This window comes from Millisia brevis NBRC 105863, assembly GCF_001552615.1.
GTDB lineage: Bacteria > Actinomycetota > Actinomycetes > Mycobacteriales > Mycobacteriaceae > Millisia > Millisia brevis.
Genome location: NZ_BCRN01000027.1, coordinates 22,262 through 44,799, shown reverse-complemented (window position 1 = coordinate 44,799; position 22,538 = coordinate 22,262). Strand labels below are relative to the sequence as shown.

Annotated in this window: 27 protein-coding genes; 18 read left to right on the top strand and 9 right to left on the bottom strand. The window is 68.5% G+C overall.

The genetic code is table 11. The annotated features are described in order from the left end of the window. Nucleotides 1–240: 240 nt before the first annotated feature. Nucleotides 241–1,449 (top strand): oxygenase MpaB family protein, encoded by a 1,209-nt coding sequence (locus tag MB1_RS23765; protein ID WP_157084348.1) that lies wholly within the window; start codon nucleotides 241–243, stop codon nucleotides 1,447–1,449. A 68-nt stretch (nucleotides 1,450–1,517) separates the two neighbouring features. Beyond that, a complete protein-coding gene (locus MB1_RS23760; RefSeq protein WP_066913387.1) occupies nucleotides 1,518–3,215 on the top strand; it encodes an aldehyde dehydrogenase family protein in 1,698 nt (565 codons plus the stop codon). A 20-nt stretch (nucleotides 3,216–3,235) separates the two neighbouring features. On the opposite strand, the gene MB1_RS23755 is transcribed toward MB1_RS23760, so the two are convergent. Beyond that, complete coding sequence (locus MB1_RS23755; RefSeq protein ID WP_084352581.1) at nucleotides 3,236–3,895, bottom strand: TetR/AcrR family transcriptional regulator; 660 nt, start codon at nucleotides 3,893–3,895, stop codon at nucleotides 3,236–3,238. A 56-nt stretch (nucleotides 3,896–3,951) separates the two neighbouring features. After that, nucleotides 3,952–4,815 (bottom strand): alpha/beta fold hydrolase, encoded by an 864-nt coding sequence (locus tag MB1_RS23750; RefSeq protein ID WP_169801729.1) that lies wholly within the window; start codon nucleotides 4,813–4,815, stop codon nucleotides 3,952–3,954. 53 nt (nucleotides 4,816–4,868) lie between these two features. Between MB1_RS23750 and MB1_RS23745 the strand changes: the two genes are divergently transcribed. Both MB1_RS23745 and arr read left to right on the top strand, forming a co-directional pair. After that, complete coding sequence (locus tag MB1_RS23745; protein ID WP_169801728.1) at nucleotides 4,869–5,429, top strand: TetR/AcrR family transcriptional regulator; 561 nt, start codon at nucleotides 4,869–4,871, stop codon at nucleotides 5,427–5,429. Between the two features lie 189 nt (nucleotides 5,430–5,618). Beyond that, nucleotides 5,619–6,029 (top strand): NAD(+)--rifampin ADP-ribosyltransferase, encoded by a 411-nt coding sequence (gene arr, locus MB1_RS23740; RefSeq protein ID WP_066913380.1) that lies wholly within the window; start codon nucleotides 5,619–5,621, stop codon nucleotides 6,027–6,029. Here the strand turns inward: arr and MB1_RS23735 are convergent. Continuing rightward, nucleotides 6,022–6,639: a DUF4386 family protein gene (locus tag MB1_RS23735; protein WP_218000309.1), complete on the bottom strand. Its 618-nt coding sequence runs from the start codon at nucleotides 6,637–6,639 to the stop codon at nucleotides 6,022–6,024. The two genes, arr and MB1_RS23735, sit on opposite strands and share 8 nt — an antisense overlap. Before the next feature lie 96 nt (nucleotides 6,640–6,735). On the opposite strand from MB1_RS23735, the gene MB1_RS23730 reads away from it, so the two are divergent. From MB1_RS23730 to MB1_RS23710, 5 genes are all read left to right on the top strand, one after another. Continuing rightward, nucleotides 6,736–7,452, top strand: a complete 717-nt coding sequence (locus MB1_RS23730) for a TetR/AcrR family transcriptional regulator (protein WP_218000308.1) — start codon at nucleotides 6,736–6,738, stop codon at nucleotides 7,450–7,452. Continuing rightward, nucleotides 7,445–8,224, top strand: a complete 780-nt coding sequence (locus MB1_RS23725) for a helix-turn-helix transcriptional regulator (protein WP_066913378.1) — start codon at nucleotides 7,445–7,447, stop codon at nucleotides 8,222–8,224. The genes MB1_RS23730 and MB1_RS23725 overlap by 8 nt, the downstream gene beginning before the upstream one ends. Before the next feature lie 89 nt (nucleotides 8,225–8,313). After that, complete coding sequence (locus tag MB1_RS23720; protein WP_066913376.1) at nucleotides 8,314–9,210, top strand: hypothetical protein; 897 nt, start codon at nucleotides 8,314–8,316, stop codon at nucleotides 9,208–9,210. A 108-nt stretch (nucleotides 9,211–9,318) separates the two neighbouring features. Then, nucleotides 9,319–9,936 carry a LysE family translocator gene (locus MB1_RS23715; protein WP_066913374.1) on the top strand — a complete coding sequence of 206 codons (618 nt, stop codon included), beginning with the start codon at nucleotides 9,319–9,321 and terminating at the stop codon, nucleotides 9,934–9,936. A 178-nt stretch (nucleotides 9,937–10,114) separates the two neighbouring features. Continuing rightward, entirely contained in the window at nucleotides 10,115–11,134 is a 1,020-nt protein-coding gene (locus MB1_RS23710) for a zinc-dependent alcohol dehydrogenase family protein (RefSeq protein ID WP_066913372.1), read from the top strand. Between the two features lie 28 nt (nucleotides 11,135–11,162). Here the strand turns inward: MB1_RS23710 and MB1_RS23705 are convergent, their stop codons facing one another. The 3 genes from MB1_RS23705 to MB1_RS26705 form a co-directional block, all read right to left on the bottom strand. Further along, complete coding sequence (locus tag MB1_RS23705) at nucleotides 11,163–11,615, bottom strand: cyclophilin-like fold protein (RefSeq protein WP_066913371.1); 453 nt, start codon at nucleotides 11,613–11,615, stop codon at nucleotides 11,163–11,165. Further along, on the bottom strand, nucleotides 11,612–12,277 hold the full coding sequence (locus MB1_RS23700; RefSeq protein ID WP_066913370.1) for an SDR family NAD(P)-dependent oxidoreductase: 666 nt from the start codon (nucleotides 12,275–12,277) through the stop codon (nucleotides 11,612–11,614). Before MB1_RS23700 ends, MB1_RS23705 begins: the two co-directional genes overlap by 4 nt. A 129-nt stretch (nucleotides 12,278–12,406) precedes the next feature. Continuing rightward, nucleotides 12,407–13,711 carry a TetR/AcrR family transcriptional regulator gene (locus MB1_RS26705; protein WP_066913367.1) on the bottom strand — a complete coding sequence of 435 codons (1,305 nt, stop codon included), beginning with the start codon at nucleotides 13,709–13,711 and terminating at the stop codon, nucleotides 12,407–12,409. A gap of 310 nt (nucleotides 13,712–14,021) precedes the next feature. On the opposite strand from MB1_RS26705, the gene MB1_RS23690 reads away from it, so the two are divergent. The 4 genes from MB1_RS23690 (at nucleotide 14,022) to MB1_RS23675 (ending at nucleotide 16,447) form a co-directional block, all read left to right on the top strand. After that, nucleotides 14,022–14,363 carry a hypothetical protein gene (locus MB1_RS23690; RefSeq protein ID WP_066913365.1) on the top strand — a complete coding sequence of 114 codons (342 nt, stop codon included), beginning with the start codon at nucleotides 14,022–14,024 and terminating at the stop codon, nucleotides 14,361–14,363. Between the two features lie 104 nt (nucleotides 14,364–14,467). Then, nucleotides 14,468–15,124, top strand: a complete 657-nt coding sequence (locus MB1_RS23685; protein ID WP_157084344.1) for a TetR/AcrR family transcriptional regulator — start codon at nucleotides 14,468–14,470, stop codon at nucleotides 15,122–15,124. Nucleotides 15,125–15,185: 61 nt separating this feature from the next. Continuing rightward, the gene (locus MB1_RS23680; RefSeq protein ID WP_066913363.1) at nucleotides 15,186–16,049 is read left to right on the top strand and encodes a 3-hydroxyacyl-CoA dehydrogenase; all 864 of its coding nucleotides are present in this window, start codon (nucleotides 15,186–15,188) and stop codon (nucleotides 16,047–16,049) included. Between the two features lie 158 nt (nucleotides 16,050–16,207). Continuing rightward, nucleotides 16,208–16,447 (top strand): hypothetical protein, encoded by a 240-nt coding sequence (locus tag MB1_RS23675; RefSeq protein ID WP_084352586.1) that lies wholly within the window; start codon nucleotides 16,208–16,210, stop codon nucleotides 16,445–16,447. Between the two features lie 44 nt (nucleotides 16,448–16,491). On the opposite strand, the gene MB1_RS23670 is transcribed toward MB1_RS23675, so the two are convergent. Continuing rightward, nucleotides 16,492–17,097 (bottom strand): TetR/AcrR family transcriptional regulator, encoded by a 606-nt coding sequence (locus tag MB1_RS23670; RefSeq protein ID WP_084352572.1) that lies wholly within the window; start codon nucleotides 17,095–17,097, stop codon nucleotides 16,492–16,494. A 77-nt stretch (nucleotides 17,098–17,174) separates the two neighbouring features. Here MB1_RS23670 and MB1_RS23665 point away from each other — a divergent pair, with 77 nt between their 5' ends. After that, on the top strand, nucleotides 17,175–17,630 hold the full coding sequence (locus tag MB1_RS23665; RefSeq protein ID WP_066913357.1) for a DoxX family protein: 456 nt from the start codon (nucleotides 17,175–17,177) through the stop codon (nucleotides 17,628–17,630). Nucleotides 17,631–17,634: 4 nt separating this feature from the next. Here MB1_RS23665 and MB1_RS23660 read toward each other — a convergent pair whose 3' ends face one another. After that, nucleotides 17,635–18,456: a TIGR03619 family F420-dependent LLM class oxidoreductase gene (locus tag MB1_RS23660; RefSeq protein ID WP_066913352.1), complete on the bottom strand. Its 822-nt coding sequence runs from the start codon at nucleotides 18,454–18,456 to the stop codon at nucleotides 17,635–17,637. 139 nt (nucleotides 18,457–18,595) lie between these two features. On the opposite strand from MB1_RS23660, the gene MB1_RS23655 reads away from it, so the two are divergent. Further along, the gene (locus tag MB1_RS23655; RefSeq protein WP_245650340.1) at nucleotides 18,596–19,204 is read left to right on the top strand and encodes a dihydrofolate reductase family protein; all 609 of its coding nucleotides are present in this window, start codon (nucleotides 18,596–18,598) and stop codon (nucleotides 19,202–19,204) included. A gap of 152 nt (nucleotides 19,205–19,356) precedes the next feature. Then, entirely contained in the window at nucleotides 19,357–20,034 is a 678-nt protein-coding gene (locus MB1_RS23650) for a hypothetical protein (RefSeq protein ID WP_066913348.1), read from the top strand. Here MB1_RS23650 and MB1_RS23645 read toward each other — a convergent pair. Continuing rightward, on the bottom strand, nucleotides 20,023–20,850 hold the full coding sequence (locus MB1_RS23645) for a helix-turn-helix domain-containing protein (protein WP_169801727.1): 828 nt from the start codon (nucleotides 20,848–20,850) through the stop codon (nucleotides 20,023–20,025). The genes MB1_RS23650 and MB1_RS23645 overlap by 12 nt on opposite strands. A gap of 86 nt (nucleotides 20,851–20,936) precedes the next feature. Between MB1_RS23645 and MB1_RS23640 the strand changes: the two genes are divergently transcribed. Then, a complete protein-coding gene (locus MB1_RS23640) occupies nucleotides 20,937–21,389 on the top strand; it encodes a hypothetical protein (protein ID WP_066913344.1) in 453 nt (150 codons plus the stop codon). A 163-nt stretch (nucleotides 21,390–21,552) separates the two neighbouring features. Further along, nucleotides 21,553–22,449 carry a DUF4230 domain-containing protein gene (locus MB1_RS23635; RefSeq protein WP_066913343.1) on the top strand — a complete coding sequence of 299 codons (897 nt, stop codon included), beginning with the start codon at nucleotides 21,553–21,555 and terminating at the stop codon, nucleotides 22,447–22,449. The last annotated feature ends 89 nt before the right edge of the window (nucleotides 22,450–22,538 follow it).

Sequence of the window (22,538 nt, the reverse complement as noted above, 5' to 3'; positions counted from 1 at the left end):
TGGCAATCAAGCTAGACGTGTCCACTTTTTCAGGGGAACCTCAGGCAACCCGCCAGGATTCAGCGTGTCCAACCTATGGGGTCAAGCCCCGGCCGCCGCGTAACACCCACTGAACTCAATCACCTTGGCAAGTTCCGCTCCGCCGAGCATATGGCGTGGGCCGGTGCGGGAGATCATCGGACTTTTCTACAGCCGAGCGTGCCGGTGCTGTATAACAGTGTCATGGACCATAACGGTGTCATGCTCGAGACCGACTTCCGTCCGGACCTGCTCGCGCGGATCGATCAGGTGCGGGCACTGGCGCTCGAGCCCGGGTCCGAGTCTTATGTGGACCCTGATGAGGTCGACGTGGAGGCGTGGAACCATGTTGGTGACCCACTCTGTGAGGCCTTGCTGGGGTTGATGCGCGAGCGCAAGCTGATGGGTGGCGATATCTACGCGACCGCCCGCAGGCTCGAGGCCGAGGGTGTGAGCGAGGCGGTGGCCTTTTTTGCCGACGTCGAGGCCGTGCCGTCGTGGCTCGACATCGACGCTTTGCGCAAGGGAGCGAGCCTGGGGCGGCGAAACCCGGTCGGCATGCTGTTCGGCATGCATGGCGGTCTGCCGTTCACCTACATCGATCCCGCTACGGCCGAGGTGATGGGGTCGACCGGGCGGCTGGCGCGTAACGGCGATTATGGGCGCCGTTTCTGGGAGACCGCCACCGGTTTCGTCGGCTCGCTCGATGTGGACGGCATGCTGCCCGGCGGGGAGCGGTGGGTTCAGTGGGTTCGGATCAGGTTCTTGCACACGATGATCCGCATGGGCATCATTCGGGGCGGTCAGTGGCCGCTGGCGGAGACGGCTATACCGATCAGTCAAGTGGCGTCGGCGTCGACCGCCCACATTTTCGGTCCCTATCGGGTGAACATCATTCGATACTTCGGTGGTGTGGTTTCACCGGAGGAGGCTGACGGGTTCGCGCTGATGTGGCGTTGGGTGGCCCGGATCGAAGGTGCGAACAACCAACTCCTCGGCCGGACGCACGCCGAGCAGTTCCGCCTCCAGGAGCGTCAGCATCAGTTCCTCTACGCTCGTGCCGACAAGGCCCGGAAAATGACCGCCGATGTCATCGACGGGTCGGCAGCCATGCGAGCATTCGTCTTGCCACGGCGACTGCACAGTGCCGTGGTGCGTCAGCTTCTGAGTCCACGGATGGTGCAGACCCTGCCCGGGCGTGACGTACCCGGTGACCTGGGTGTACCGCGAGACCCGTTCGCCGAGAACGTGATGAAGAGCGTGGGGTTCGCGCTGAGAATCATCAATCAGGTGACGCGCACTCGGGTGGTGCGGCGACTGGCCGATCGCCGCGGGCAACAACTCCTCGACCATATCGTCGACCGCGGCCTCGACGGCATCAAGGCCGAGTACCGCGGTACGCCGGTCGCGGGAAAACCCACCGACCACTAGCAACCGACCAATAGCCGCTGGCAATTGATCATTGGCAGTGGCGGACCCCTCTCGGCAGGAGCAGGAATGTGAGCACCGCCCCGGACGGCATCGGCTTCGCGACGAACGCCGAACTGGATGATGCCGTCGAGCAACTCGCCGTGGGAGCGCGGTCGTGGGCCGCCCTCGACCTCACCGGACGTGCCGAACTGCTACGGCAGACCCATACCGCGATCGCGTCTGCTGCCGCCGACTGGGCGCAGGCGGCGATTGCCGCAAAGCGGGTCCCGGCAGGATCACTCGAAGGCGAAGAGTGGATGTCCGGGCCGTATGCGGCATTGGCCGGGTACGCCGCGGTAGCGGACTCGCTCGACAAGCTCGCCAACAACACGTCACCCCTGGCGGGTGTGAAAGCCGGGCGAGCACCGGGCGACCGCACAACGTTCCGCGTACTTCCAGGAAATCTGTTCGAGTACAATCTGTTTCACGGATTTTCCGCTGAGGTATGGCTTTCTCCGGGCGTCAGCGAGCACGATGCTCGGGCGAGAGCAGGATTGGGCGCGAGGCGCGTCGGGGAGAATGGCGGCGTCGGTCTGGTATTGGGCGCCGGCAATATCTCCGCGATCGGTCCGTTGGATGTGCTCTACGAACTCGTCGCGCACAATCGCGCGAGCGTATTGAAGCTCAATCCAACGTTCGCCGCCCTCACAGACGCCTACACCAAGGCGTTCGCTCCTCTGATCCACGCCGATCTGCTCCGTATCGTGAACGGAGGGGCCGAGGTAGGTTCCTATTTGACCGCTCACGTCGGTATCGCCCACGTGCACATCACCGGCTCCGGGAAGACTCATGACCTGATCGTCTGGGGTTCCACCACGGACACATCCGGCGCACCCATTCTGGACAAGCCCATCACAAGTGAACTGGGCGGCGTTTCTCCGATCATCGTGGTACCGGGGGAGTGGTCGGCGGCCGATCTGCAGTTCCAGGCCGAACATGTCGCGACCCAGCGGCTACACAACAGCGGGCACAATTGCATTGCCGGACAAGCTTTGATCGTGTCTGCCGACTGGCCACAGAGAGACGACTTCCTCAGGGTGCTGAGCGAGGTATTGGCGCAGGCGCCGGCCCGACCCGTCTGGTATCCGGGATCGGACGCGAAACTGGCCGCCGCCGTCGATTCCTATCCTGATGCCCACAAGGTGAGCAACGGCCTTCTCATCGAGGTTGACGAATCCACCTCACAGGATCTGTTCACCACCGAGTACTTCGCCCCCGTGCTCGGTCACACCAGCCTGCCGGGGGACGGCATCGTGTTTCTGCGCAACGCAGTCGAATTCGCCAATACCCGGCTCGACGGCTCCCTGGGTGCCGGCGTGATCGTTGCGCCTGGCGACCGCAAGTCGATGGGAGGCGCATTCGACGAGGCAATCGCCGACTTGCGATATGGCACCATCGGCATCAATGTCTGGTCGGCGATCGGCTTTCTCGTCCCGGCCCTGTCGTGGGGCGCGTATCCGGGCAACACGCTCGATGCGGTGGGGTCGGGCATCGGAATCGTGCACAACGCCCACCTCGTCTCCGAGGTCGAACGATCGGTGATAAGCGGACCATTCCGACCGTTCCCACGCTCGGTCCGTCACGGCGAGTTCGCGCTGACGCCCAAGCCGTCCTGGTTCGTCACCAACAAGAAGGCCGGGGACATCGCGACGAGGCTCACCGCTTTCGCCGCCGACCCGTCCTGGAACAAATTGCCCGGCATCTTCAACCAAGCGTTTCGCGGCTGAGCCACGAAGATCGCAGTCCACTATTGGCTGCCGTGTCGCTTGCGTGTTTCGTCGGTACACGTCGGAACAGATTCGACGGAGCGCCGAGCGAGGTCGGGTTGATCTCCCAGGCCGGTGATCGTTGCGAGAAAGCTCTGCACCAGAACCTGTTCCCGCGAGGACGGCATCGCCGAGAGATAGCCGTTCTGTTCGACGGTAACGCAGCCATGCACAGCCACCCACAGCACGACAGTTGCCTCGTACGACGGGCCCGGCAGTCTGCCACACGCGATTGCCCGACTCATCGCGTGTCGCGTTGCTTCGAAAGCTTGGCTGCCCTGCAACAGTTCGGTACCGGAGCGCTGATAGCCCGCCAACGCGCCCGTACCGTACATCACCCGATATAGATGCGGACGATCCACGGCGAAGCGTCGATAGGCCGACGAGATAGCCCACAGATCCGCAACCGGATCATCGCTCGCCTCCACCCGTATCGCCCGGGTCAGCTCATCGAACCCCACCTCGACCACGGCCGCCACCAGCCCGCCGACCGAACCGAAGGCCGAGTACACCGTCATGCTCGAGGCATTGATTCGCGCGGCGACCTTACGCGCGGAGACCGCTTCGGGCCCCACATCTTCGAGCAACTCCAGGGCCGCGTCGAGCAACTGCTGCCGGCGGGGGGACTCCGGCGATGACATGGACACGATAGAGCGATTTTACCGCTTCACACAGCCGGGTGTTCGGATCGGATCCTTCACGCCAGGCTCGCCCAGAAGGTGTGCAGTGCGGCGGCGACGGCATGCGGCTGCTCGAGGGGCAGAAGAGTGCGCGACCGTTCGATCGTGACCGCGCTCGCTCGGGGTGTGAGCACTGCCGCGCGCTGGGCATCCTCCGGGCTCCAGTCGCCGCGGTCGTCGCCCGCGAGGTAGAGCGCGGGCACCTGAATGCGGGCCAGGTGGTCGGTGACGTCGACGCGCGCGAGGATGAACGAGTCGAGCGCCAGGGTGAGGCTGCGCCGCGTCGGACGCGCGAGGGATGCCTCGACGAGCGCGCGCAGCTCGGGATCGCGCGCGGCGTCGTCGGTGATCATTCCGGACAGGATCGCGGCGCGCACCGGACCGATCGGGCCGAGCAGTCGCAGCAGCGGCCGCAGCATTCGGATCTGTCGACGAAGCGCGGCCGGGATGGGCTCCGGCGGTGCGCTGATCGCGACGAGGCTGCCGAGAACGCCGGGCCGCACGCCGAGTTCGAACCCGACGTGGCCGCCGAACGCGTTGCCCACCCACGCGGGAGCTTCCTCGCTCAGCACGCCTGCGGCGCGCAGGCCCGTAAGCAGATCGACCGCCGCGTCGGCGGCTTCGGCGATCGTCGAGCGATGCTGAAGCGGGTCGCTGCGACCGAGTCCGGGTCCGTCGACGAGCACGAGCCGACGCCCCGGGAGCAGGGGCACGAGGCGATCCCAGCTCGCGGTGTCGACGAACATCGACGACCAGAGCACCGTGTCGGGTCCGTCGCCGATGACCTGCACGCCCAGCGACCCGAGTCGGGTCGGCACTCGCATCGCCCGGGCGCCCGACTCGTATCGGTCGCTCGCGGGTACCGCGGTGGTGTCTTCCATTGCCGTCCTCATTTCATGTAAGTTCTACTTACATGAATACGCGTCCGTACCGCATGAGCGCAAGGGCCGACTCCGTTGCCGAAACGGGGTCGCGCATTCTCGATGCCGCGTTGGTGCACTTCGCGCAGGATCCCGTCGACCGGATCCGGCTCGAGGAGATCGCCCGGACGGCGGGTGTCACCGTGCCCACGATCGTGCGACGGTTCGGCGGTAAGGCGGGGGTGATCGTCGCGCTGGTCGAGAGGGAGCTCGCGCTTCTCGCCGCTCGCCGTACGGCGCATGCGGATGATCCCGTCGAGGTCGTCCTACGCGATCTGGTCGAGCATTACGAGCGCTATGGGGTTCTCATTCTGAAGGTGTATGCGGAGGCGCCGCTGATCGAGGGTCTTGCCGAGGTCGCCGCGCATGCCCGCAGCTACCACGTGGCCTGGTGCCGCGAGACGTTCGCACGGCGGATAGCGGGGAATCCCGCGGTCCATGCCCGACGGCTCGCGGCGACCATCGCGGTATGCGACGCCACGACATGGCGCATCCTGCGACACGACGGCGGCCTCGACCCGGACGAGGTGCGCGCGGCATTGCGTGAACTTCTCGAGCCGATCGTCGCCGGTTGAAGCCGGGGAGGAGTTGCAGCCGTCGGTCACTTCGTGGATTGCCGAGGCGGTCATCGCGTCTTGGACCACGGCGAAGTCCGCCGGGCTCAGCGCGGTGAGCCCGAACCGCCGCGAGTATCCCCAATTGGTCCGCTCGGTGACTTTCCTCGGCCCTGGTTGGGCACCGACCGCGTCCCCGGAATGTCTAGGGTGAGTGACGCGCTCGACGAGGGACCGTTCTTTCACGGCACGAAAGCCGAACTGCGGCCCGGTGATCTGCTGACGGCGGGGTACCGGTCGAACTACCGCCCCGAGGTTGTCATGAACCACATCTACTTCACCGCCCTCGCCGACGGTGCCGGGCCGGCAGCCGAGATCGCCGCTGTCGAGGGGACTCCGCACGTCTACGAGGTGGAGCCGACCGGTCCATTCGAGAACGATCCGAACGTGACCGACAAGAAGTTTCCCGGCAACCCCACCCGCTCGTACCGCAGTGCGCAGCCGCTGCGGATCGTCCGTGAGGTCACCGACTGGACCAGGCTCACCCCCGAGGCCCTCCAGGCGTGGCGGGACCGGCTCGCGGCGCTCCGCGAGGACCACACCGCCCAGATCATCAACTGACCCCCGACCCGCGGTGGGCGCCGGGCGATGATTCCTCGCCGCTTGCATTCCCACGCCCGGCCCAACCCAACAACCACACCAACAGCGCGACCTCTCCGACAAACGTGACCACGCCGACCGACACGTCGACTCCCGCGAGCACCAGCACCGCGTCCGTCACGTAGCCGACCCCGGCCAGACCCACCAGGGCGGCGAGCCACCGCGGCGCGCCGGCCCGCACCAGGGCGACGCCGACCAGCAGCAGGTGAACGCCGAAGATCAGCAGCGCCGCATCCCACGCGGCCTGGAACCGATCCGGTTCGACCGGGGCGACAAGGAACCCGGCCGCCGCCAGGAAGGCTGCCGCATAGACCGCGCGGGCCGCGCACGCGATGCGCGCCAACAGGATTCCGCCCGGCTCCAGGATCGGCAGCAGCGCGACGGCCACCACGATGTCGAGCGCCGCCACCACCGCGACGGTCGCGGCGGCGGCCCCGAACCAGCCTGCCGGGAGGGCGACCAGGAGTCCGAGGGGAGCGAGCACCGCCATCGCCAGCAGGGCGAGGCCCGCCGTCCGGGCGTTCGACCGCGTCGCCCCGACGGGCATGCGGGTATTCGACAGAACCGACATCTCAACTCCACGGGGTTCGAAAGTCATCGGCGCACCGATACTGTACGCCGTACAGTAAATAACTGTACGGCGTACAGTAGTGCTAGGTTGAGGATTGTGTCCACACCGTCCGGTCGCGCCCCGCGCAATACGCTGAGCATGGAGCGGCTGATCGACGGGGCGATCGCGCTGATCGACGAGGTCGGCCTCGACGCGTTGACCGTGCGGACCCTGGCCACGCGGATGGGCGTCACGCCGATGGCGCTCTACCACCACGTCGCCAACAAGGACGAGCTGCTCAACCGCCTCGTCGACGCCGTCTTCGCCGACGTCTACGCCCCGACACCCAGGGGAGCGTGGTCGGCCGAATTGGCCCGCCGCAGCCGGTCGCTGCGCACGGTCCTGCGGGAGCGCCCGTGGGCCCTGCGCATCATGGAATCGCGCCCACAGCCCGGGCCCGCGACGATCGCCAACCACGAAGCGGTCCTGGACTGCCTGCGCACGGCGGGCTTCACCTGGCAGGCGGTCGCGGACGCCTATGCGACCCTCGATGCCTTCGTCTACGGCTTCGCCCTGCAGGAGTCGATGCTGGCCGCCGTCGACCTCGACACCGACGCCGAACGGGTCGCCGCCGGTATGGACCTCGCCGCCGCGCCCCGGATGGCCGAATTTGCCGCCGCGCACGTGGTGGCCCCCGGCTACGCCTTCGGAAACTCGTTCGAGGTGGGGCTGGGGATCGTGCTCGACGGCATCGCCCGGTTGCCCGGAGCGCCGGAACCGGATGCGCAGGCACGCAAGGCCTTCGAGACAACCGGAGGAGACGCCGATGACTGAGTTCTGGCACGGAGAGGACATTCCCGAGCTCGAGGCGCGACGCTCCTGCCGGGAGAACACCTGCTACCGGCCGCATACCCACGACCGGGTGTCGATCGGGTTCATCGACTCGGGCGCGTCGACGTTCCGGGGGCCGGGTGACGCCGCCGTCCGGCTGCTGCCGGGCGATGTGGTGGTCATCCCCGCCGGCCACGTCCACGCCTGCAACCCCGACCACGGGCAATGGCGCTACCGGATGATCCACGCGGTGAACGACTGGATGTCCGAGGTGGCCGCGCCCGCGTCGCGCGGCGTTCTCGATCGTGTCGGTGTCTTCCGCACCCCCGAAACCGCCGCGCTGTTCGCCGAGGCGACCGACCTGCTCTTCACGGGCGCCACTCGGGCACAGGTCGAGACGGCGCTGGGTCGGGTTCTCGAGGCCTGCGCCGGCGCGGCGTCGATCCTCGCTGAGCCCGAACGACCGCCGTTGCCCGCCGCTCTTGGACCGGTCCTCGACCGGCTGCGCAACGACCCGGCCAACCCGCCGCTCGATGACCTCGCGCGGCTCGCCGGCATGAGCAAATACCAACTGATCCGTACGATGAAGCGGTCCACCGGGCTCTCCCCGCTGGCCTGGCGGCACAACCAGCGCGTCGGCCGGGCGCGCACCATGCTGCGGGCCGGATACTCGGTGGTCGATACCGCGCACGCCCTGGGTTTCGTCGATCAGAGCCACTTCCACCGGGTCTTCCGCGCACACGTGGCGGCGGCACCCGGCGCATACCGCACCTGACGCACCGCGGATCGGCCACCGGGAGACCGGCCCACCGGTCGGATGGCGTTCACCGGCGCGCCATCGCGGGCCGCTAGCGTCCGGACGCGATGACGCCACATGCGGTTCCCGGGGGCTTCGACGCGACGCCGCTGACCGAACGCGTCTCACCCGGCGCCGTCCAGGGCTACGAAAATCAGCTGCGCGCTTCGGGCATGGTTCCCTACGCGTTCACATCCACCGGCACGACCGTCGATCAGATCGTGCGCAGTCTCGGCCTCGTTCTTGCGATCGCGTTCGGCGGACTGTTCGCGTTCATCCTGGTGATCACGGTCCTCACCGGCGGCTCGGTCATGGCCGCTCTGGGCAATCTGATCATCGTGGGCGTGCTGATCGCGATCGCGGGCGCGATTGCACGATCGTCGCGCCGAGCCCGGGACCGCGCACCGGAACGCTGGTATCGGATGGCGAGACTCGCCCTGGCCAATAGGTGGACGTACCACCCGGCGATTCGCGATCGGCCCCTGCCCGGACTGCTCGGCTCGCAAGGGTACGACCCGGAGACGACCGATATCGTCCGCCTGAACCGCCCCCGGCCGACGGAAATCGGCACGCACCGATACCGGGAGGATTCGGAGACCGTCGTCATCCGCGGATACCTGTCGCTTCGGCTCGTCGGCGTCGCACCCCCGGCGGTGTTGACCCGTTCGCATGCCGTCGGATCCCGCACCCGGTTGCCGAGGGCGCTACAGCGGTGGCAGCGCAGCGATCTCGGCCCGGGGTGGCGGCTCTACACCGAGCGCGGGCAGGAGGCGGCAGTCCGGCGGATCCTCCACCCCGGGCTGGTCGTCGAACTGCAGTCGTGCCCGATCGACCTCGATGCCGAACTTGTCGGCGATCGGCTGATGCTCTACGCCTCGGCGGGATGGGACGGCACCGACGTACGTGAATGGACGATCCTGCTGACCCTGGTCGCCCGTCTCGACGCCGCGCTGGGCCGACCGTAGCGGGAGACCCGCCGCGAGATCGTCCGATACCGCAATATCGTCCAAGACACCGGCGGATTCGGCGCGCGATGCTGCAGGCTCCATCAGCGGTCGACGTGTCGGGGAGTCATGGAGCAGTTTCTTGCGGTAGCCGCCGCCCACGCGGTAGCCCTGCTGATCCCGGGCGTCGACTTCTTCCTCATCGTTCGGACCGCCACGGTCGACGGATGGCGCCGCGCGACCGGTGTATGCCTCGGCATCGCCGCCGCCAACGGGATGTTCATCGCCTTGGCGTTCTCCGGGATCGCGCTGATCTCCGATTCGACGGTCCTGCGGGTGATCCAGGCGGCCGGGGGAGTGTTCCTGACCTACCTCGGCGTGCTCTTCCTGCGCAGCGTCGGCCGGTTGTCGCACGAGGAGCCGAGGACGACGCCGTCGCGCGGATGGTTCGGAAACGTCATCACCGGCTTCGCCTCCGGTGCGCTCAACCCGAAGAACGCGCTGTTCTACGTCAGCCTCGCCGCCGCGCTGACCGATGTGGGCCCCCGGGTCCTCGCGCTCTACGGCATCTGGATGTTCGCCGTCGTGCTCGCCTGGGATCTGTTCATTGCGAGGATTCTCGGTTCCGAGACCGCGCGGGCCCGGTTCGGCCGCCTCTTGCCCTGGATCACCAAGGTCGCAGGGACCGTGCTGGTGCTGTTCGGGGTTGGCATGGTCGTCGACGTGCTCGCCGGCGTCCTCGGTTAGCCGCATCGAAGGCCGTCCGAAGGCCGCCGCGAGAGGGGTACCGGCCGAGCCTCCCGCGCCCGGCGCCGATGGGGTCGAATGGAGGCCGACGGCGCCCGAGCCGCCGGTCGGCCACCGCCGACCCGATCAGCCCGATCAACCGTCGGCCACGGCCGACCCGGTCAATGAGGAGTGACGCATGCGTGGAGTGGTCATGTACGGCGCGGGGGACGTGCGGGTCGAGGATCGGCCGGACCCGACGATCATCGAACCGACCGACGCGATCATCCGGATCGCCGCCACCTGTATCTGCGGGTCCGACCTGTGGCCCTACCGCGGGGCGGACCCGGTCGACCACCAGGTGATGGGTCACGAATACGTCGGGGTGGTCGAGGAGATCGGCTCCGAGGTCCGCACCCTGAAGGTCGGCGACTTCGTGGTCGGCTCCTTCTGGAGTTCGGACAACACCTGTGAGATCTGCCTGGCCGGATTCCAGTCGTACTGCCGCCACCGCACCCTGATGGGTCTGATCGGCACCCAGGCCCAGTACGCGCGCATCCCGTTGGCCGATGGCACCCTGGTCGCCACCCCGGGCACGCCCGACCCGGCCATGATCCCGTCCCTGCTGGCTGCCTCCGACGTCCTGGGCACCGGCTGGTTCGCCGCGGTCGCCGCCAACGCGGGACCGGGCCGCACCGCGGTGGTCGTCGGCGACGGCGCGGTGGGGCTGTGCGGCGTCCTGGCGGCCAAGCAGCTGGGCTCGGAGCGGATCATCGCCATGAGCCGCCACCCCGCCCGCCAGGCGCTCGCGCGCGAATTCGGTGCCACCGACATCGTCGAGCAGCGCGGCGCCGAGGGCGTGGAGATCATCAAGCAGATGACCGACGGCTACGGCGCCCATTCGGTGCTCGAGGCGGTCGGCACCGGGGAATCGATGCGCCAGGCGATCGACTCGACCCGCCCCGGCGGCCACGTCGGCTTCGTCGGCGTCTCGCACGATCAGACGATCTCGGGTCGGGAACTGTTCGGCGCCGGCATCCACCTGGCCGGCGGTGCGGCCCCGGTCCGGCGTTTCCTGCCGGAACTGATCGGGCTGATCTGGGACGGCACGATCGATCCCGGCAAGGTCTTCGACCTCAGCCTGCCCCTGGAGCAGGCCGCCGAGGGCTATACGGCGATGGACGAGCGCCGGGCCACCAAGGTCCTGCTGACCGTCTGACCCTGTCGCAGCCGCGCGGCGCCCGGTCCTATTCGACGCGTTCGATCGTCACGGACCGGGCGTCGCTCCACCCGCTCAGCTGCGAGAGGTCGGCATCGATGCGACCGAGGCGCACGATGCCGGTGAAGCGGGGGACGTCGGTGTAGTACAGGACGACGACGTCGTCCGGGGCGTAGTAGCCGATCGTCCCGGACGGCGCGCTCTCGCCGGCGGGCATGCCGTCCATGTCGAGCGGACGTGGTGGCTGCGCGAGGACCTCCTGACCCCCGTAGTCGGAGAAGTCGAGGGTCAGCGGCAACTGGTCGAGCAGCGACCGGGCGGCCGGGTTGTCCGACAGGACGGCGTCGAGCGTCCGGCCGCCGATCACGATGCTGATGGGGGTTACGTTCGCTCCTCCGGGGCCGGCGGGATCGGTCGCGGCCGAGCACGCCGTCAGCCCGAGGACCGCGACGACGGCCAGGGTCGCGACCGACCGGATCACTCGGTGTCCTCGCCGACGGTGACGCGGTGCGACCCCGATGTGGTGTGCAGCTCCCAGAGGTGCGCGGCGAGCGTATCGGGATCGAAACGGGGATCACCGCCGCCGATCGCGCCGGGAATGATCAACTGGCGCACCCGGATTCCTTCGGTTTCGAGGGCGCCGTGCAGGAGCCGGCCGTACGCGGACTCCGCGGCGAAGACCACCGAGGTGCCGCCGACCCTGCCGTTCGGGATGACCGCGCTCGACCCGTTGACCAGCAGGATCGTTCCGGCGCCGCGGGCACGCATGCTCGGCAGGACCTGTCCGACCGCGGCCGCGGGGCCGAGGATCGAGAAGGCCGCCCCGGCGCGCAGATCGTCGACCGTCGTGTCGAGGACCGGCTTCAGCAGTTCGGCGCTCGGTACGGGGCTGTACTGGAGGACGTCGATCGGGCCCAGGTCCTCGGCCGCGTGGTCGAGCGCGGCGGCCACGGCCGCGTCGTCGCGCACATCGGTCACATAGGTCTCGGCGGTGATGCCGCTCTCCGCCAACTGTTTCCGCACTGCGGCGAGCTTCTCCGGGTTGCGGGCCAGGAGGGCGACGGCGAAGCCCTCCCGTCCGAAGGTTCGGGCAACGGCCGCTCCCAATCCGGGACCGGCACCGACGATCGCGATAACTGGCATGGCCCCGACGCTACGGACGATCCGCCGCACGAGGGAGAGTCTGTCAGTACCCCCATCATCGGGAACCGTCCGTACGGAAGCTGCTGTGGTGCAGTGGATACCGATCGTGTGGGGCGGGTCGCCGCACCGTCAGCCGCGCACCGACATGCCGCGCACGACGACCCCGACAACCGCGTCGGCGACCTCCCGCGCCGACTCGGTGCGGCGACTCAGGCAGCGAAAGATGATGTTGTTCACCACCATTGCCGCCAGATCGAAAGACGACGGGCCGGTGGTGATCAGCTCGCCGGACGCCTGCCCGTCCTCGATGGCCCCCACGATCAGCCCCGGATAATTCAGCTCGTCCTTGATCAGGATCAGATTGCTCGGCGACTGCGCGGTATCGGTCGACGCCACGAGAGCCATCGCATCGGCGAGGGGGCGATGGGTGATGATCATGTCCGCGAATCGTTCGGTGAAGCGCTCGATGACCACCACGGGGGAGTGCAGCTTGCGGTCGGTGGTCACCCGCCGGTGCAGGGTGTCGAATGCCGGCTTCAGGCCCGCGACCACGATGTGCGCCTTGGAGGTGAACAACCGTTTCACCGTAGGGAGGTCCACCCCCGCTGACAGGGCGATGTCGGTGATGCGGGTGTTGGCGTATCCGCGGCCGGCGAACTCCGCCGAAGCCGCGTCGATGATCGCCTGCTCCGGGTCCTCCGGCAGGGGGCGGGGCTGCGACAGCTGGAAGTCGCGCATGACCTCGCCCGCCACCGGGGCGATCACGTCGTCGATGTGGGCGTGGCGGTCCTCGATGTCGACAACCGACGCCATCAGCGCCAGCACGGCCTCGCCGAACAGTTCCTCGGGTACCGCATCCGGATCGAAACGCGACCGCAGCACCAGACCCTCGGCCAGAGCAGTGACGACCACCGCCAGGCTCTCGACGGTGAACGGCCGACGCAGCACGGCGCCCCACTGCTGGAAGGTCTCGTCGTAGCTCGCCCGGACCGCGGTGCCGTGGTCGGCGTACTGTCGGCGGACGGCGGCGGCCACGGTGCGGTCCGACGCGAGCAGCGCGCTCGCGACCAGACGCAATTGCAGAGCCTGGTCGCCGCTCAGGCGCAGGTACTCCCGGCGGCTCGCCTCGCGGATCAGCTTGCGGGGATCGCCATCCGGCGGGGGCGCCTCCTGGTCCGACGGATCGGGTGCGGCGGCCACGGATGCGGCATCGGCCAGGAGGGTGCGGGTCAGTTCGTCGAGATATCGGGCCTTGCTGCCGACTCCGTTGCGCCGGGGAAAGGTGTTGTGGAACGTCTGCGTCGACACGCCCGCCCGCCGGGACACCTGATCGATGGTGAGACCGCCCGCGAGAAGATCCGCCTCGCCCTTCGCGAGGATCTCGCGCCCGGCGGACAGCAGCCGGTCGCGTGCCGACTGTGCACCGTCCGCCACGACGCTCCGATCGTTCGCATGATCCCGGCCGAGGCCGCTCGCCCGCCTTGAGTTGCAAGTAAAACATGCCTTTACTCCAGCCTGTCGATCTTGATGTGCGGCTCGGGGGCTTCCTGATGGAGAAGCAGGTCACACCCGTGATCGAATGAGCTGACGTGCAGCCGTCCGGCTTGTCCGTAGCCGGCGGCCGAGCACCGGATCGTCCTCCTTCCGCTCGCGGTGGTGGTTGCTCATCGATGAGCGCGTGACTCGTCCGAGAAGGTGCATGCGGATAGCAGCGGTGTCTCGGGTCGGGCTGTGAGGAGAGGGAATGGGCTTCTGGCGCAGGCGGCTCGATGGATATCGGGACGGTGACTACGCCTTCAGGATCGCCTGCCGGTTGACGCGGATTCCCGCGTCCGCCGCGGCGATCCCGCCGACCCGACGTGCGGTGGACCGGCCGTGGACCGAGCCGGTGCATGCGACCACGCACGGCGGTATCGCGGTGACGGTGTCGTTCGGGCTGGGGATGCGCGACGGTCAGGTCCTGCTGTGCGGCGGACACGTCACGGCATCCGACTTCTTCGCGATGGAACGCGACGGCATGATCGAGCCCCACCGATATCGGGTGGACGGCCTCCCGGCGACGCCGGAACCCGACGGGTTCGCCTGATCCGATTCCCCCTACCCGGCGGATCGCCGACGGTGGGACGCTTGCGTCACCCCAAATACGGACTACGCTCATTAATGAGTGTGTTCCGAATGTGAGGAGTGACGGTGGGCGAGGTGTCGGAGGTCGGATTGGGCCGACGGGACCGCAACGCCCTGCGCAAGCAGGAACGTATCTTCGAAGCGGCATCCGAACTGTTCGCCGAGCGCGGTTTCGGCGCGGTGACGACGCAGGAGATCGCCGAGCGGGCGGACATCGGCGCCGGGACGCTCTTTCGCTATGCCGCCTCGAAAGGCGAACTCCTGCTGATGATCTACAACCGGGAGTTCCGCGCGGCCCTCGACGACGGCGAACGGCTCGCCGAGTCCGCGGCGGGCCCCTACGCGCAGATCGACGCGCTGATCGCGCCGACGATGGAGCGGGCGCGCCGGCACCCGGAGAACGCGGCCGCCTACCAGCGTGAACTGATGTTCGGGCCGGTCGGTGAGACGTACCGGAACGAGGGGATGGCGCTCGTGCTGCGGCTCGAACAGTCGATCGCCCTTCGCCTGACGGCCGCGGCGGTGGACCATCCATCGGTCGACGAGGCGGCGCGAGCGGCGAGCCTGTCGGTATTCGCCGCGTTGCACCTGGCGATCGCCCGCTTCACCTCGGGGCTGCACCCCGACTCCGATCCCTGTGCCGACATGCGCGTCCAGGCCCGCCAGATCGTCCTCGGATTCCTCACGCAAACAACACATTCGGATACCGCACCGGCGACATGAACCCCGTCGGGCACCGGGCGCGCACCGCGCCCGTGCCCGGACATCGAGAGGAACAGCAGAGATGACCGACATCGAACATGTGACCGTGCTGGGGACCGGCGTCCTCGGTTCCCAGATCGCCTTCCAGACCGCCTACAGCGGATTCGAGGTGGCGGCCTACGACATCAGCGACGAGATCCTCGAGAAGGCGCGGGCGCGCTTCGCCGAGCTGGCCGGAATCTACGAGCAGGAGGTGCCGGGCGCGGCCGGCGGCAAGGCGCAGCAGGCGCTCACCCGCATCTCCTACTTCTCCGATCTCGAAAAGGCTGTCGCCGACGCCGATCTGGTGATCGAGGCGATCCCGGAGGTGCTGACGCTCAAGCAGCAGACCTACGAGAAGCTTGCCGCCGTGGCGCCGGAGAAGACGATCTTCGCGACCAACTCCTCGACCCTGCTGCCCAGCGATCTCAAGGATTTCACCGGCCGCCCGGAACGCTTCCTGGCGCTGCACTTCGCCAATCGGGTGTGGCAGTTCAACACCGGCGAGGTGATGGGGACCGCCGATACCGATCCGGCCGTCTTCGACACCGTGCTGGCCTTCGCCGGCGAGATCGGCATGGTCCCGATCCCGGTGCGCAAGGAGAAGGCCGGTTACGTCCTCAACTCCTTGCTGGTCCCGCTGCTCAACGCCGCGGCCGTGCTGGCCGAGGGCGGCTACGCGGAGCCGGCTGACGTCGACAAGGTGTGGAAGATCGCGACCGGCGCGCCGATCGGCCCCTTCCAGATCTACGACGTGATCGGCCTGGAGACCCCGTACAACATCCTGTCGCACAGCGAGGATCCGAAGGACCACGAACTGGCCGCGTGGCTCAAGGAGACCTACATCGACAAGGGCAAGCTCGGTATGGCCTCCGGCGAGGGGTTCTACTCCTACCCGAAGAACTGAACGCCCCGGTTCCGCTGGGCGACGGGCCTACCTGTCTGACGCGCGCGTCTATCGACGCCGAATCCGGGTAGTCACTACGCGTGTTCCCCCGCTGCCGCGCTCGTAGCGTCGCGTGCATCGACAACGCGTCGATGCATCGACAGCGACCGGAGGATGTCATGACCAACACACTCGATCAGATCGGCCCGGAGCAGAATCTGACGGCGGAGGAGGGGATCGAACTCGGGCAGCGGGTCGTCGCCGCCAACTACCGGCCCCAGTGGCGCTGGATGGGCAACTACGGCAGCGTCCACGACGTCGCCCGCGTCGCCAACAGCGTGGGATGTGGAGCGGGCGCGTTGATCACGGTTCCGAATCCGTCCGGCTCCGGCCTGCTTCCGACCTACATGTACTACTGAACGTCTCGGCCGACCGGTGCTCGGGTCGGCGTCGCCCTGCGGGTCTACCGCTCGCCGGCGGCGCCGGTCCGGGCATCGGGATCGGTCCGGGTATCGGGCCGGACGCCGAAGAGTTGATGGGCGCCGGCGAGCGTCAGCGTCTCCGGGTCGACGTCGGGCAGCGCTCCGCTCAGGCACAGCGAGGCGACGCCGTGCACCATCGACCAGGCGATCCGCCTGCCGTCCTCACGTGAGATCGTCAGGCGCTCTTGGGGAATCGTTCCCATGCCCGCAGCGAGGAGATCCCCGGCCCGGTTCCGTTCGGCGTCGAGGGCGAGGTGATTCGGCCGCAGCAGATCGGCGCGGAACATCACCGCGTAGTGGCCGGGATGGCTCATGGCGAACCGCACATAGGCGACGGCGGTGCGGTCGAAGCGTTCCGCGACAACCGATTCGGTCAGCGCGTCCGCGAGCAGGGTGAAGCCTTCCGCGGCCAGGGCGGTGAAGAGCCCATTGCGGCCGCCGAAGTGGTGGGCGGGTGCGCCGTGTGATACCCCGGCGCGACGGGCGAGATCTCGCATCGAGAGGGCATCGGGGCCGTCCGCGCCGATGAGTTCCGCGGCGCTGCTCAGTACCTGTGCCCGCAGATCTCCGTGGTGATAGGAGGCCATTGCCCAACAATAGCCGCCGCCCTTGACAGGGGCGCGACTCCGCGGCCAATCTAGTCACTGACTAGATTGGAGATGTCATGGCACCGCTGGTGGTTCTGGTGGTGGTCACGCTGGTGGCCCGGGTGATCGGCCTGTTCGGCGTGGGCTACGTCGATACGGTGGCCGAGTCGGTGGCCGTGGGGCTCGCGGCGATGTTCGTGATGACGTCGTCCGCCCACTTCGTGCAGCCCCGACGGGCCGGTCTGATCGCGATCGTGCCGCCGGCGGTTCCCCGCCCGGCGCTCGCGGTCACGATCACCGGAGTCCTGGAACTCGCCGGGGCGATCGGTCTGCTCGTACCGCCCGATGTGGTGCCCGGCATCCGGCCGGCCGCGGCGATCGGTCTGGCCCTGATGCTGGTGGCGATGTTCCCCGCCAACGTCTTTGCCGCCGGCGAGCGTCGCCACCCGGATGCGCCGCATACCCCGTTGCCGCTGCGAACGGCGATCCAGGCGGTCTTCCTGGCGGCGACGCTGGTTGTCCTGTGGGCCTGAACCGCTATCCGGAGACCGCCCCGTGGTCGACCAGGATGCGTGCGAGCGCGGCCATCCGTTCGTCGTAGCGCTCGTACGGTCCGAAGTGCACGGCGACCCGGCGGGCGCCGACCGCGGTATAGGACCGCGCGGTATCGGCGACATCGTCCGCGGAAGCGCCCTCGGGCCAACCGATCCGGACGGTCGGGACGACCGGGCGCGCGCCGGCGGCGAGCGGCGCGGCCCGCTCGGCGAACTCGGCGGGCGTCAGCGAGACCGCCTGCCAGCTGTCTGCCCAGCGGGCCGCGCGTCGCAGCGCGGCCGGACTGTTGCCGCCGATCATGATCGGTACCGCCGCGGGTACCGGTTCGAAGACGCCGCGGTCGTAGCCGAAGCCCGGCCCGCGGTACGGCGCCGCGGAACCGGAGAACAGATGGGCGAGCAGTTCGAGCGTGTGATCGGTGATCTCGCCCCGACGGCCGTAGTGCGCCCCGACCGCCTCGAACTCCGGCCGATTCCACCCGACCCCGAGGCCGAGGGTGACGCGGTCCCCGGACAGCCGGGCCAGGGTCGCCACCTGCTTGGCCAGGACGAAGGGATTGCGCAGCGGCGCCACCAGGACGGACGTGCCGAACCGCAGCCGCTCGGTGACGGCGGCGAGGAAGCCGATGGTCACCAGCGGTTCGTAGACCCCGCCGAAGACCGGCCCATATGCCTCCGGCGGCAGGATGTGGTCCGGCAACCACGCGGTGTGGTACCCGAGTCGCTCGGCTGTCCGGGCGAGCGCACCGAGCGTGGCGGCCGGCATATCGGGTGATTCGTCGGGGAGCACAACCTCGAGGTTCACCTACGGCCCAACCGGAGGTCCGCGGGATGCATTCCCGACGATCGATGACGAATGATCGCCGCCCCCGCCCGGCGGCGCGGGTACCGTCCGGATCGGCCGCGTGCAGCGCAGGATCCGCGGCGATCGAGGAGGAGCAATCGTGCCACCCGTAGTCGCGACGATGTCCGTCTCCCTGGACGGCATCGGAGCCGGCCACAATCAGACCGAGGAACGCCCCTTCGGCGACATCCCGGAGGGGATCCTGCACCGCTGGATGTTCGAGGCCCCGGACGAGAACCGGGCCGAGATGGCCGCTTTGATCGATGCCGGCGCCTTCGTGATGGGCCGCAATATGTTCGGGCCGATCCGGGGGGAGTGGTCCGGGGACTGGAATGGCTGGTGGGGTCCCGAGCCGCCCTATCACGCCCCGGTCTTCGTGCTGACCCATCACCCGCGCGAATCGCTGACCATGGCGGGTGGAACAACGTTCCACTTCGTCACGGAGGGAATCGATGTCGCGCTCGAGCGTGCCCGCGCCGCGGCCGGCGATCGGGAGGTGCACATCGCCGGCGGCCCGACGACGGTCAACGCCTACCTGGCCGCCGGTGCGATCGACGAACTTCGCCTGCAGATCGCCCCGGTGGCTCTGGGCGTCGGGGTGCGCCTGTTCGACGGCCTGCCGCCGATCGAACTCGAGCAGCTCGATGTGCGTCCCACCTCGCTGACCACGCATGTTCACTACCGGGTGCGCCGCACGCCCGTCGCCTGAGAGGCCCGCCCCGGAACCTGCCTGTCACCGGTTTTTGGCGTGTCGGTCGAACGGATCGGTTGAAACAGCTCCTTTTGGGCGATCCGGTACCGGGATCCGCGGGTCGAGCCGGTATGTTGTTCGGAGGTCGGCGTGGAGGAGGGGGTACTCGGATGATTCGCGCGTTGCCGCAGTCGTCGATCGAAGTTCTTGTGCTGCAGGCGATATGGCTCTCGGGGTCGGTGGACGCGATGGGTGTTGCCCGCCGTTACGACCTCGATCCGGTCGAAGTGGCGGACGTCATCTCCGATGCCGCCCATCACGACCTGGTGACCCCGCAGCCGATCCCCGGTGTCCACGGCTGGTCGTTGACCGCCGCGGGCCGCGAGGAGAACCTGCGGGCGCTCGCCGAGGAACTCGAGGCCGTCGGTGCCGAGGACATGGTGGCCGAGGTCTACCGCGAGTTGGTTCCGCTCAACCGCATCCTGACCCGCGCCTGCACGGACTGGCAGCTGCGTCCGATCCTCGGCGACCCGTTTGCGATCAACGATCACACGGACGTCGAATGGGATGCGGCCGTGCTGCTGGAGCTGGCGGGCATCAACAGTGCACTGCCGCCCGCCGTGGAGGCCCTGGGGGGCGTTCTCGGCCGGTTCCGCGGCTACGACCTGCGCTTCGCCGACGCCTTGGCGGCGGTTCGCGCGGGTGATGTCACCCGGGTCGATCGCACCGATGTCGATTCCTGCCATCGGGTCTGGTTCGAATTGTTCGAGGACCTCCTGGCCACCCTCGGGCTCGACCGCGAGGCGGAGCTCGACGTCCTGGTCGGCGGACCGCACCTACTGCGCTGACGTCCCACCTGCGAGGGCCTCGAGCACCATCCGGGTCGCCTCGTCGAGCGGGACGAAGGTCTCCAACATCAGTTCGGCGGCGGTGACGTCGCGCGGCTCGTCGAGCACGGCGATCAATCCGGCGAAGGTCAGTCGTTGGTCGCCGAGACGGACCGTCAGCGGCAGCACCGGCTGCGGGGTGGGCGGCTCGGCGGTCGTCCGTGTCTCGCGACAGATCGGGTAGTCGGCGATCTCGTCGAGCAGATCGGCCAGGAGCGGATCGGCCGTGGTGGCGACCGCCTCGCGCAGCCGGCGTTGCAGGGCGACCGCCCACTGGGTGCGATTCTCGATCACGTCGCCGAGCCCGTCCGGATGCAGCACGGCGCGAAAGACATTGATCGGATCGCGCAGCGCGACCGGTAGCGGCGAGAAGAGCAGATCCATCGCCGTGTTGGTCAGCAGCACGTCGCCGTAGCGATCGATCACCACGGCCGGGAACGGCATATGCGCGTGGACGAGGGTCTCGAGCGATCGGTGCAGTCCCGCAAGCTGATCCGAGGATATGGGTGACTGCGCATAGCGCGGCGCATGGCCGGCCGCGATCAGCAGCGCATTGCGGTCGCGCAGGGGGAGGTCGAGACTCTCCGCGAGGCGCTCGATCGTCGCCACACTCGCCTGCGAGCGTCCCGTCTCGACGAAGCTGAGGTGGCGGGGCGAGATACCGGCGGCGTGGGCCACCTGCATCTGACTGCGCCCGCGCCGCGAACGCCACTGAGACAGCAGGACGCCGACCGGGGGACGGTCGGTGGTGGCACGGGCTTCCGATAGCGGACTCACCCGCCCATGGTCGCAGTGGCCGGGCCGCCGATCCATTACCCCGGACGTAATCGACTCGGCTATCCCCGCGACCGATCGTGGGTGCCATGACTACTCGCACCGATAACACCGACCCTCGTTCCCGCACCGCGAAGCAGCCCGCCCCGCCGGCCTCCGGCCGATCCGCCGGGCGGGATCGGCTGGTCGCGGTGATGTACATCGACGCCGCGATCACCGGCGCCAACGGCGTCGCCTACCTCGCCGGGGCCTCCCTGCTGGCCGGCCTGCTGGGCCCGGCGCCCGCCGTTCTGATCGGGATCGGCGCCTTCCTGACGGTATATGCGCTGGTGGTCGCCTTGATCGGTCGCGGGCGGCCGATATCGTTTGCCGCCGTTCGCGCGGCGGCGCTGCTCAATCTGGCCTGGGTGGCCGCCTCGCTCGTCGTCGCGGCGGGCGGGCTGATCGACCTCACCGGCTGGGGACGGCTCTGGGCGGTGGCGCAGGCGATGGTGGTGCTCGCCTTCGCCGTCGTGCAATTGGCCGGTATTCGGCGTCGCTGACGTCGGCGTGGTCGCGGTCGTCGGGGGAATCGAACCGAACGACAGGTGACAATCGCACGTTCCGATCGTCGATGCGGGGGCGGGAAGGTACGGAATGCGGCATCCTGTGTGAGGACAGCGCCGGGGCGTGCATCCCCGGACGGCGATGCGGCAGGAGGAAGCCATGGGCGACGTCGAACCGGGCTCGGGCCCGGCGACCACGCCGATAACCGACGTCGACGAGCCCTCGGGGTCGTCGACGTCCTCCACCGCCACGTCCGCGCCCACCGTCCCGGCCCAGCCGGCCGCGGCCGCGCCCACTGCCGCGGCCTCGCCGGGCGGGTCCACCGCGTCCGAACCGGCGCCCGGTACCCCGGCCCCGACCACCGCCGGCGGAGCCACGAAGCGTTCGGGACTGCTGAAGGCGCTGGTCGCGGTGGTGTTGCTGGTCGCTCTGGTCGCCGCCGGCCCCTGGCTGCTGCACCGCACCCTCGGCTGGTCGGTCAACTGGGCGAACCCGTTTCAACAGCAGGTTGTCGACCAGTCCGGCGCCCCGGTCATGCTCTCGCTGCAGGACCTGAGCACCTACCACGCGGCCTCCGGCTACTACGAACTCGTGATCGACCAGCAGGTCGACGTCAGCAACCTGCCATCCTTCCTCGCGGGGGAGCGGGTGCTGTTCGTGGCGGCGGGAACGGTGGATGCCACGGTCGATTTCGGAGCGATCGGCCCGGATTCGGTGCAGATCAACGACGACCGGACCGCGGCGACGATCAATCTGCCGGGGGTCACACTGGCCAAACCGGTCCTCGATCTGGACCGCAGCTATGTCGCCGATCGGGATCGCGGCCTGACCGAGCGCCTACAGGACGCCTTCGGTAGCGGGGTGTCGTCCGATCTGGACATGCAACAGCTCTACAGCGAGGCGGAGCGTCGACTGGCGGAGGCGGGTTCGCGTACCGACGATCTGGTCTCCCGCGCGGAGCAGAACACGCACGCGATGCTGGTCGCATTGCTGGGCGAGGTGGGATTCACGCAGGTGACGGTCAATTTCGGAGCACCGGTCACCAATCCGAGCTGACCGGTAGCCGGCCGGTTTCCGACAGGACACGCCGCCGACGGTGATATCGGCGAATATTCGATCAGGTGTGATACGGACGACTGCTCGGT

Bases quoted from the DNA above. Each gene is read 5' to 3' on its own strand.
- MB1_RS23765 (WP_157084348.1), top strand. From the start codon at position 241: ATGCTCGAGACCGACTTCCGTCCGGACCTGCTCGCGCGGATCGATCAG.
- MB1_RS23755 (WP_084352581.1), bottom strand. From the start codon at position 3,895: ATGTCATCGCCGGAGTCCCCCCGCCGGCAGCAGTTGCTCGACGCGGCC.
- MB1_RS23750 (WP_169801729.1), bottom strand. From the start codon at position 4,815: ATGGAAGACACCACCGCGGTACCCGCGAGCGACCGATACGAGTCGGGC.
- MB1_RS23745 (WP_169801728.1), top strand. From the start codon at position 4,869: ATGAGCGCAAGGGCCGACTCCGTTGCCGAAACGGGGTCGCGCATTCTC.
- MB1_RS23735 (WP_218000309.1), bottom strand. From the start codon at position 6,639: ATGTCGGTTCTGTCGAATACCCGCATGCCCGTCGGGGCGACGCGGTCG.
- MB1_RS23725 (WP_066913378.1), top strand. From the start codon at position 7,445: ATGACTGAGTTCTGGCACGGAGAGGACATTCCCGAGCTCGAGGCGCGA.
- MB1_RS23720 (WP_066913376.1), top strand. From the start codon at position 8,314: ATGACGCCACATGCGGTTCCCGGGGGCTTCGACGCGACGCCGCTGACC.
- MB1_RS23715 (WP_066913374.1), top strand. From the start codon at position 9,319: ATGGAGCAGTTTCTTGCGGTAGCCGCCGCCCACGCGGTAGCCCTGCTG.
- MB1_RS23710 (WP_066913372.1), top strand. From the start codon at position 10,115: ATGCGTGGAGTGGTCATGTACGGCGCGGGGGACGTGCGGGTCGAGGAT.
- MB1_RS23700 (WP_066913370.1), bottom strand. From the start codon at position 12,277: ATGCCAGTTATCGCGATCGTCGGTGCCGGTCCCGGATTGGGAGCGGCC.
- MB1_RS23690 (WP_066913365.1), top strand. From the start codon at position 14,022: ATGGGCTTCTGGCGCAGGCGGCTCGATGGATATCGGGACGGTGACTAC.
- MB1_RS23680 (WP_066913363.1), top strand. From the start codon at position 15,186: ATGACCGACATCGAACATGTGACCGTGCTGGGGACCGGCGTCCTCGGT.
- MB1_RS23675 (WP_084352586.1), top strand. From the start codon at position 16,208: ATGACCAACACACTCGATCAGATCGGCCCGGAGCAGAATCTGACGGCG.
- MB1_RS23670 (WP_084352572.1), bottom strand. From the start codon at position 17,097: ATGGCCTCCTATCACCACGGAGATCTGCGGGCACAGGTACTGAGCAGC.
- MB1_RS23665 (WP_066913357.1), top strand. From the start codon at position 17,175: ATGGCACCGCTGGTGGTTCTGGTGGTGGTCACGCTGGTGGCCCGGGTG.
- MB1_RS23650 (WP_066913348.1), top strand. From the start codon at position 19,357: ATGATTCGCGCGTTGCCGCAGTCGTCGATCGAAGTTCTTGTGCTGCAG.
- MB1_RS23640 (WP_066913344.1), top strand. From the start codon at position 20,937: ATGACTACTCGCACCGATAACACCGACCCTCGTTCCCGCACCGCGAAG.
- MB1_RS23635 (WP_066913343.1), top strand. From the start codon at position 21,553: ATGGGCGACGTCGAACCGGGCTCGGGCCCGGCGACCACGCCGATAACC.